The organism is Enhygromyxa salina, from assembly GCF_000737335.2.
In the GTDB taxonomy this organism is placed as follows: Bacteria; Myxococcota_A; Polyangia; order Nannocystales; family Nannocystaceae; genus Plesiocystis; species Plesiocystis salina_C.
In genome coordinates, this window is the sequence record NZ_JMCC02000183.1 from 1 (window position 1) to 8,925 (window position 8,925).

Consider the following 8,925-nt stretch of genomic DNA (forward strand, 5'->3'; position numbering starts at 1 on the left):
CTCGCCAGCGCGCCCTCGATCAAGCTCGACGCCGCGGCGCCGCTGCGCGCCGACGTCCATGTCCGCGGGGCCGAGCTCGCCGCGATCACCCGGCACCTCGACGGAGCCGCCGCGATCGCGGGTCGCGGTGAGCTCGACCTTCGCGTGCACGGGAGCCTGCGCTCGCCAGCGCTCGACCTGCGCGGGCGCGTCGACTCGCTGCGTGTGGGGGACGACCGCGTCGGCGAGCTCAGCGTCGACGCCACGGCCGACCGCGAGCGCGTGCAGATCCAGGGTGACTTGTTCCGCGCGGGCCAGCACGTGATCGCGGCCGCGGCCACGATCCCGATATCGTTCAACCTCGACGATCGTGGCGCGCCGCTGCTCGCTTGGGATCACACCGGCCATCACCGCGTACTCGCGACCGGGCGCGGAATCGACGACGAGCTGCTCGCCGCGCTCAGCGGCGGTCGCGTGCGGCTGACGACGCCCGGCTCGAGCGGCTCGAGTCGCGCGTTCGGGGTCGCCGACCTCAACACCCACGTCGACTTCGAGCTCGGCGGCGGCGGGCGAAGCTCCAACTTTTCGCTCGCGGGTGAGGTCCGCGGTCGGCTCACGGCCGACGGCGAGCAGACCATGACGCTCGACGCCAGCCTCGACTTCGATCAGCTGCGCCAGCGGGTGACGGTGGACATCGCGCCCAGCAGCTGCGACGCGATGCTGGTTCGTGCGGAGCTCGGGGCCGACGTCGCCCGCCTGCTCGCGGGTGAGCAAGACGTCAGCGAGGTTCCGTTCAGCGTGAGCGTGGGCGCGCCGGACTTCCAGCTCGACACCCTCGCGCCGCTGCTGGCCACGCGGGTCCACGATCCGCGCGGGACCCTCCGCGCCGACATCGTCGCCCGCGGCACCCTGTCCGCGCCGCACCTGCACGGGCGCTTGGAGGTCCACGAGGCCGCGCTGACGCCTCTCGCGTTGCGTCAGCGCTTGCGTGACATCGAGGTCGAGCTGAGCCTGCACGATCGCGTGGTCGAGCTGCGCGAGCTCGAGCTCGTCGCGGGGGGCGGCCACGCGAGCGCCCGCGGCCGCGGCGAGTTTGGGCCAGCCGACAGCTTTGAGGCGGGGGTCGAGCTCGAGCTCGAGGCGGTCCCGCTGATCCGCCCAGGGCTCCCGGCCATGAGCATCGACGCCGACGTCGATCTGGATCTGCGCGTCGATGCCAGCGCGGCCCAGCTGCGCGTAGGCCTGGCGCAGACCGAGATCACGGTCGCGGAGGTCAGCCCCAGTTCGCCCAAGCAAGCGCCGGACAGCGACGCCGTCGAGTTCGTCTCGAGCGCCCCTGCGCCAAACTCAGCGGGCGCCGCCGACCGTGACCTGCAGACGACCGCCACCCGCGAGCTGGCGCTACGCCTGCGTATGGTCGACCCCCTGCAGATCAGCGGTCCGACGATCGACATGGCGTGGACGGGCACGCTTGGCGTGGATCGGCGCGGCCCGAGCGTCGACCTGCTCGGCCAGCTCGAGGCTCGCCGCGGCCGCTTCTATCTGCTCGGGCGACGCTTCGAGCTGGTGACCGGGACGGTGAGCATGGCGGCCGACGGCTCGCTCGATCCCTACCTCGATGTCGTCGCGGTGACGCAGATGCCCGAGGCCGAAGTCACCGTCACGATCCGCGGGCGCGCGAGCCGACCCGAGCTGCGGTTTCGCTCGACGCCCGCGCTCAGCGAGATGCAGATCGTGACCTTGTTGGTGACCGGCTCGACCGAGATCGGCGAGGGCGAGGCCAGCGTCGAGGCCAAGGCAGCGGGGCTGCTCGCCGCCGTCAGCAGCCCCGAGCTGCAGCGCCAGCTCAACCGCAGCTTGGGGATCGATCGCGTCGCGCTTGGGTTTGGCGCGAGCCTCGACCAGCCGATCCTGAGCATCGGCAAGCGCGTCACCGATGATCTGTGGGTCGAGACCACCTATCGCCACAATGCACCGGACGACAAGAACACGGCCGAGATCGAGGTGCAGTACAACTTTGCTCGGCGCTGGACCCTGGAGACCTTCTTTGGCGACGCCGCGATCGGCGGGGTCGGCTTGTACTGGACCCGCAGCTTCGTGGCCGCGCCGTGGCGAACCACGCCAGCGTCCCCGCCAGCCGACGTCAAGCTCGAATAGGCCGTCGCGTCTGGTTTCAGCTCGGGCGAGGGACTGGTTCGCCGCGGGCAGCGAAGTCTCCAAGCCGTATTTTTGCGGTGTTCATATGTGGCGATCCGCAATTCGCGCCATATGACACGCCCAAAACCGCTGCTATGGTCCGGCCGAAATGGCCCCATCTGCTCGATACCTACTTGCCGCCTCGCTCTTGACCCTGCCTTTCGCCAGCGGCTGCAAAAAGCAAAAATACGACGTCGAGACCACGTCGCCTGCCAACGCTGGCCAAGTCCAGATCGTGCTCTCGCTCGACAAGACCGGCAACGGGAAGATTACCTTCGCGTTCGAGCACCTGCCCCCGCCGCAGCGTGTCGACGACTCGCTGAAGGCCTATGTCGTGTGGGGAACCGCCGACGGGAAAGACCCGTATAAAATTGGCGTCCTCAACTACAACGCCAAGAAGCGCAGCGGCACCCTCGAAGCGACCTTCGCCGACGACCGCCTTACGGTCCTCGTGACCCTCGAAGAAGATCCCTCGGTGCCCGCTCCGGTCGGCGCTCGCGTGCTCGAGCAGGTCGTCGTCGCGCCCAAGAAGTGAGCATGGGCGGGCGCGTGCGCCACGCAACATGACGAGCCCCAGCCAGGGGACAACACACGTTACGATGCGGCGAGCAACGCCGCATGTTTGTAAGTGCCAAGTCAGGCCGCGAGCCCACGACACGCACGCCCTGCGTGGGCGTGCGTGTCGCGCTCGTGGTTGGCTCGCTCGGCGTGCTTGGCGTGCTCGGATGCGGCGATCCCAGCAGCGACGCGGACACCCAAGCCGATGACAGCAGTGACACCGACGCGCTGCGCCCGAGCTGGCACCAAGACATCGCGCCGCTGATCCACGCGCACTGCGTCCGCTGTCATCAGCCCGGCGGCGTCGCCCCGATGTCGCTGCACGACCATGACAGCGCCGCGCCCTGGGCAGCGCAGATGCTCGACGAGGTCGTCGCCGGGACCATGCCGCCGTGGGGCCCGAGGATCACCGAGCGCTGCCAGCCAGACCACGACTTTGTAGACGACCCCACGCTCGCCAACGCCGACGTCGACCTGCTCGCGCGGTGGCTCGCGGCGGGCGCACCGGTCGGCGATCCTGCCACCGCCGCGCCGCTGCCCAAGCTCGACAGCCTGGCGCTCACCGACGTCAGCGCGAGTTTTCACAACGCCGCGCCCTACTCGTTCGAGGGCCCCGGCGACGCGTACGTGTGCTTCTCGGCCGACCTTGGCCTGACCGAGCCCAGGTTCCTCGATGGCATCGAGGTCCTGCCCGACAACGAGGCGATCGTGCATCACGTGCTCGTGTGGGTCACGCCAACGCCACCCGCCGAGCACCCGGGCCCGTGGGACTGCCCGCCGGGCGCGATCCTGGAAGGTGCGTGGCTGCTCGGGATCTGGGTGCCCGGCGCGTCGCCGACCGTGTTCCCCGAGGGCGTCTCGTTCGCGGTCCCAGCCGGCGCCCACGTGATCTTGTCCTACCACTATCACCCGCCCGGTCCGGGCACCCACACGGATCGCAGCGGCGTGGCGCTGCGCTGGCAGGCCGAGCCAACCCCCTGGCTTGGCGCGTTCGCGCTGTTGGGCCTGCACCCCGAGCCAGACCAGCTGCTCGACCCACCGTTCATGATCCCCGCGGGCGCGAGCGATCACCCCGAGACCGTCGCCGAGCCGTGGCCGGTCGACGAGGTCTCGCTGTTCTCGATCGGCACCCACATGCACTACGTCGGCCGTGATCAGCTGATCAGCGTGCAGCGCCCCGGCCAGAGCTTGGCCGACGCCGACTGCCTGCTGCACACGCCCGCGTGGGACTTTGACTGGCAGCGCCTGTACCAGATCGATCGCCCGCTCGAGCAGCTGCCCACGCTCGGACCCGGGGACACGGTGTGGATGGACTGTCGCTACGACAACACCCTCGACAACCCCGGCGTCGCCCGAGCGCTGAGCGAGCAAGGGCTCAGCGACGCGCAAGACGTGTACTGGGGCGACAGCTCGCTCGACGAGATGTGCGTGGGGCTGGTCGGCGTGGCGTGGCCGCTCGCGGGCCCAGATCCAGATCCAGATCCAGATCCAGGCCCAGATCCAGGGGTGCCCGGTCGCTGACATGCGCGGCGATCTCAGCCGCCGACGGTTCGCAAGCGGCGTCCTGCAGGCGGCCGCGGCCGGCGTGTTGCCAAGCTGCGGCCGCGAGCCCAGCGACGCTCGGCCGCAGCGCGAAGACTTGCCCAGCGTCGAGCCGGCCGCGGCCGTCGAGGTCGCCCCGCCAAGCTCGATCGTTCCGGCGACCCCAGCGACGACCCCCATCACCCACGCCGGCCCGCCCGAGCTCGACGGCGACTTCCCCGACTGGACCCTGGGTGACGCGAGCGCCTCGACCCACACGATGCTGATGTTCCGGGGCAACCCCTCGCACAGCTTCTACGGCGCGGGCACGCTCGCCGAGCAGCCCGAGTTGTTGTGGCGCAAGCGGCTCGGCGACCACAGCGGGACCCGGGCCGACGGCACGACCTTTCGCTGGGCGGGCACCGGCTGGACCGGCCAGCCCGTCCGCTGGGGCAGTCGGATCTACGTTGGGGCGGTCGACACCAAGTTCTATTGCTTCGACGCCAACACCGGCGCGCAAGAGTGGAGCTTTGACGACGGCGGCATGTACAAGAGCTCCTGCTGCTTCTACGCCGGGCGGGTGTACGTGGGCAACGTCGACAATCGGATTCGCTGCCTCGACGCTCGCGATGGCACGTTGGTGTGGAGCTACAACACCGGACGCGACTGCGACTCCTCGCCCTGTGTATCTGGCGGTCGGCTCTACATCGGCGGCGAAGATGGCAAGCTCAAGTGCCTCGACCCGGCCACCGGCAGCCTGCACTGGGAGCTGCCGCTTGGCGAAGGGATCGGCGCGCCGCGAGGTTCGGGCGGGATCGAGTCCTCGCCCGCGGTCGCAGACGGCGAGGTCTACGTCGGCCACTACGACGGCTACCTGATCTGCGTGGACGCCAACACCGGCGCGCAGCGCTGGCGGGCCAGCACGGGCGGCGACACCGACGTCTCCCCTGTCGTGATTGGCGACTTGGTCTATGTTGCGACCGAGACCGGCTCGCCCTTCCTGCGCGCATTCGACCGCAGCAAGGGCGGCGCCTTGGTCTGGGAGTTTCAGAGCTGGCGGGGGTTTTGGTCGACGCCCGCCGTGCTTGGGGATCGCCTGTACATTGGCGGCCACGACGGCGTCATGTACTGCCTCGCCGCCGACAGCGGCGCGGTGATCTGGACCTTCGCGGCCCAGGCGTCGATCTGGTGCTCGCCCGTGCTCGTGGATGGCAAGCTCGCGTTTGGCTCGCACGATCCCTTCTTCTACCTGCTCGACGCTGACACGGGGGCGCTGCTGTGGAAGCACGAGGTCGGCGGCCGCACCCACTCGACGCCCTGCGTCGTCGACAACAAGATTTACGTCGGCTCGACCAATGGCTATTTTCATTGCTTTGGGTGACTGGGTAGCCACTCACGAATACCCACACCGGTCATACCCTAGCAAGTCCGCACTGCTACGATTGCCCGCCCCCCATGTCGCACGCCACCACCGTCGTCAAGTGCCCGGAGTCGTTCACGCCTCTGTTCGCGCAGGCCGAGCAGATCATGCAGAGCTTCTTCGCGGACATCGAGCGCAACCCCGAGCGCGGGCAGATCCACATTCAGGGGGTTCGCTACATGCTCATGCGGACCGACTCGATGTCGATCGAGCTGCAAGAGGAGCTGCGCAAGACCTTTGGAGAGACCGGCGCCCGGCAGATACGCTACAAGCTCGGGAAGGCGTGCGGGCTGCGTGACGCCAAGCTGTTTGCCGAGCGCCTGCGCATCGAGGATCCAAGCATGCGGCTGGCCCTTGGTCCCGTGCACTTCGCCCACGTCGGCTGGGCCAACGTCCACATCTTCGACGAGAGCGCGCCGCAACCCAACGAGGACTTCTTCTTGGTCTACGATCACCCCTACTCGTTCGAGGCTGCCTCGTACATCGAGAACAGCATCGTCAGCGCTCACCCGGTCTGCCACATGAACGCCGGGTACAGCACCGGGTGGTGCCAGGTCAGCTTCGGCGTCGACCTCGAGGCCGAGGAGCTGACGTGCCGGGCCAGGGGCGACGATCAGTGCATCTTCGTGATGGGCCATCCTCGCAACTTCGCTCGCCTGCGCGACGAGTTCGCGCGCGCCCGGGGGCTGTCCTGAGCACGGATCCACAGCTGGCGCTCGCGCGTCGCTATCAGCGGCTGGCCGAGAGCACGCGCTTCGTCCAGCTGATGGCCAAGACCTTCTCGGCCCTGCACCTGACCCGCCCAGACGACATCGCGGACACGCTGGGCGCGTTGACGAGCAGCTTCTTCGACTGCCGGACCCGACTGGTGTTGCTGCTCGACGACACCGGCTCACCGCGCGTCGCCGCGGACGAGGGCTTCGCCGACGGCGCCGCGCTGGTCTCGGAGTCGGCGCGCGCGCTGTGGACATCGCTCATGCAAGAAAAGATCGCCACGCAGCTCGGGCAAGCCGAGCTGCTCGCGCGCTGGCCTGATGCTCCGGCGGCGCTGTGCGGTGGCATGGCCTGCGTGCCGATCGACTTGGAGGAGCGCGCGGTCGGCCTGCTGGTGGTCGCCCAGCCGCGCTCGCGCGAGTCGTTTGACGAGGCGGATCTGACCTTCTTGTCGTGCGCCGCAGGCCTCGCCGCGATGGCGTTCGCCAGCGCCGATGCGCACGCCCAGCAGCTCGCCCAGCGAGAGCTCGCCGAGCTCCGTGCGGTGGAGGCGGCGGCGCACGCCCGTGACAAGCAGGCCGCGCTGGCCCAGCTCGAGGATCGAGTCGCGCTCGTCGACGCCCAACGACAGCAGATCGTCGCGCTCTCAACCCCCTTCTTGCAGCTTGGCGCCGAGATCCTGGTGCTGCCGCTGGTCGGGGCCATCTCCGCGCGCCGCAGCGAAGATCTCATGGACCGGCTGCTCGCCGAGGTCGCTCGCCGCCACGTCAGGTTCGTGATCCTCGACGTCACGGGGATCGACTCCGTCGACACCAACACCGCCCACAACTTGGTCCGGGTCGCGCAGGCCGCCGGGCTACTTGGTGTGCTGTGCATGCTCACCGGCATCCAGGCCAGCGTCGCGCAGACCCTGGTTGGACTGGGTGCGGACATGTCGTCGCTGTTGACCCTGCGGACGCTGGGCCACGGCCTCGCCGAGTGTCACCGACGAGCGCACGCGCTGCGCTCCCAGGACCAGCTGCCGCGCTAACCGGTCCTGGCGATCGTCCCCGAGGACCCGCTCTAGCTCGAGCGCGTCACCCCCTGCGCGTGATCACCCAGCACCGATGGATCGTCTTGTTGCGGGCGAAGTCCGGCGGGATGGTGCCGCTCAGCTCCTCGACCACGAGCCCGTCGAGCCCTTCGATGTCCAGCTTGAACTTGCGCAAGTTGGTCGAGAACCACAGCTGCCCCTGCGGCCGCAGCAGGGCAGCGCAGCGGTGAATGATCTCCACGTGATCGCGCTGCACGTCCAAGGTGCCGCGCATCCGCTTGGAGTTCGAGAAGCTGGGCGGATCACAGAAGATCAGATCCCAACGCCGCGAGCCTTGCTCGCGGATCCACTCGAGCGCGTCGTCGCGGATCAGCTCGTGCGCCGGCCGTGACCTTCGGTAGCCCTGGTCTTCCTCGGGCCCCACGCACGCGAGCCCGTTGAGCGCGAAGTTGCGGGCCGCCCACTCGAGGTAGATCCGCGACAGATCCACGCTCGTCGTCGAGCTCGCCCGACCCAGCGCCGCGTGGACGCTGACGCTGGCCGTATAGCAAAACAGGTTGAGCACCTGCTTGCCGGCCGCGGCCTCGCGCAGCTTGGCGCGGACCGGGCGGTGGTCCAAGAACAGCCCCGTGTCCAAGTAGTCGTCGAGGTTGACCCACAGCCGCGCCGGGCCCTCGCGGACCGCGAACTCGTTGCCGCTGTCGTCGAGCTTGGCGTACTGCTTGGCGCCCTTTTGCCGCTCGCGTCGCTTGATGTGCACGCGCTCGCGCGTGAGCCCGAGATCCTCGCGGATCACCGCGAGCGCCTCGCCGCGGCGGCGCCGAGCGTCACCCTCGTCAACGGTGTCGGGCGGCGCGTACTCCTGCACGTGGGCATGCAGCAGGCCGGTGTCGGCGGCCTCATAGAGATCGACCGCGAAGTTGTATTCGGGGATGTCGGCCTCATACAGCCGGTAGCAGCTCACGCCCTCGCGCTTGCTCCACGCCCGCAGCTTCTTCTTGTTCTTGCTCAGGCGGTTGGCGAACGAGCGCGCGCCCTCGCTGCGCTCGCGGACCGGGGCGGGCTCGGGCTTGCCGTCGGCCCCGAGCGGGCGCGGCTTGGGCTCGTGCACGTCGATCCGCAGGATCTGGCACTCGATCGGCCCGTCGTGCAGCACGTTGCGCTTGCGCGCGCGCAGCCCCAGCGAGCGACCCAAGCTCGTGTCGCCGCACAGCAGCGCGGCCTCCCAGCCAACGAAGTGCTCGCGCAGCTGCCGACCCAGCGCGGCGTAGAGCGACTCGAGCTCGCGGCGGTTGCCCAGCCGCTCGCCCCACGGCGGGTTGCAGACCACCAGCCCCGTCAGCCCGCTCGGCGCCTCGACCTCGGCCAGGCTGCGCTTCTCGATGTGAACGACCCCCTGCAAGCCGGCCGCGCTGACACACGCGAGCGCGGCCCGGACCGCGTCGGGCTCGGCGTCGTAGCCGATCAACCGGGGCAGCGCGCGGGCCAGCCCCGCCTCGCGCCG

7 protein-coding genes are annotated in these 8,925 nt (G+C 69.4%); 6 read left to right on the forward strand and 1 reads right to left on the reverse strand.

Annotation, left to right across the window (positions count from 1 at the left end; genetic code table 11):
• The 6 genes from DB30_RS39370 to DB30_RS39395 all read left to right on the forward strand — a co-directional run.
• Positions 1–2,136, forward strand: a 2,136-nt coding sequence (locus DB30_RS39370) for a translocation/assembly module TamB domain-containing protein (RefSeq protein WP_146662723.1), incomplete at its 5' end; no start/stop codon positions are given.
• A gap of 187 nt (positions 2,137–2,323) precedes the next feature.
• The gene (locus tag DB30_RS39375) at positions 2,324–2,710 is read left to right on the forward strand and encodes a hypothetical protein (RefSeq protein WP_052559110.1); all 387 of its coding nucleotides are present in this window, start codon (positions 2,324–2,326) and stop codon (positions 2,708–2,710) included.
• 83 nt (positions 2,711–2,793) lie between these two features.
• Entirely contained in the window at positions 2,794–4,254 is a 1,461-nt protein-coding gene (locus DB30_RS42040) for a cytochrome c (protein ID WP_153258492.1), read from the forward strand.
• A 1-nt stretch (position 4,255) separates the two neighbouring features.
• A complete protein-coding gene (locus tag DB30_RS39385) occupies positions 4,256–5,635 on the forward strand; it encodes an outer membrane protein assembly factor BamB family protein (protein WP_052559116.1) in 1,380 nt (459 codons plus the stop codon).
• A gap of 74 nt (positions 5,636–5,709) precedes the next feature.
• The gene (locus DB30_RS39390; RefSeq protein ID WP_052559118.1) at positions 5,710–6,369 is read left to right on the forward strand and encodes a XylR N-terminal domain-containing protein; all 660 of its coding nucleotides are present in this window, start codon (positions 5,710–5,712) and stop codon (positions 6,367–6,369) included.
• A gap of 71 nt (positions 6,370–6,440) precedes the next feature.
• The gene (locus DB30_RS39395; RefSeq protein ID WP_052559121.1) at positions 6,441–7,418 is read left to right on the forward strand and encodes an STAS domain-containing protein; all 978 of its coding nucleotides are present in this window, start codon (positions 6,441–6,443) and stop codon (positions 7,416–7,418) included.
• Positions 7,419–7,464: 46 nt separating this feature from the next.
• Here DB30_RS39395 and rlmKL read toward each other — a convergent pair.
• On the reverse strand, positions 7,465–8,925 hold a 1,461-nt coding region (gene rlmKL / locus DB30_RS39400), incomplete at its 5' end, for a bifunctional 23S rRNA (guanine(2069)-N(7))-methyltransferase RlmK/23S rRNA (guanine(2445)-N(2))-methyltransferase RlmL (RefSeq protein WP_146662725.1).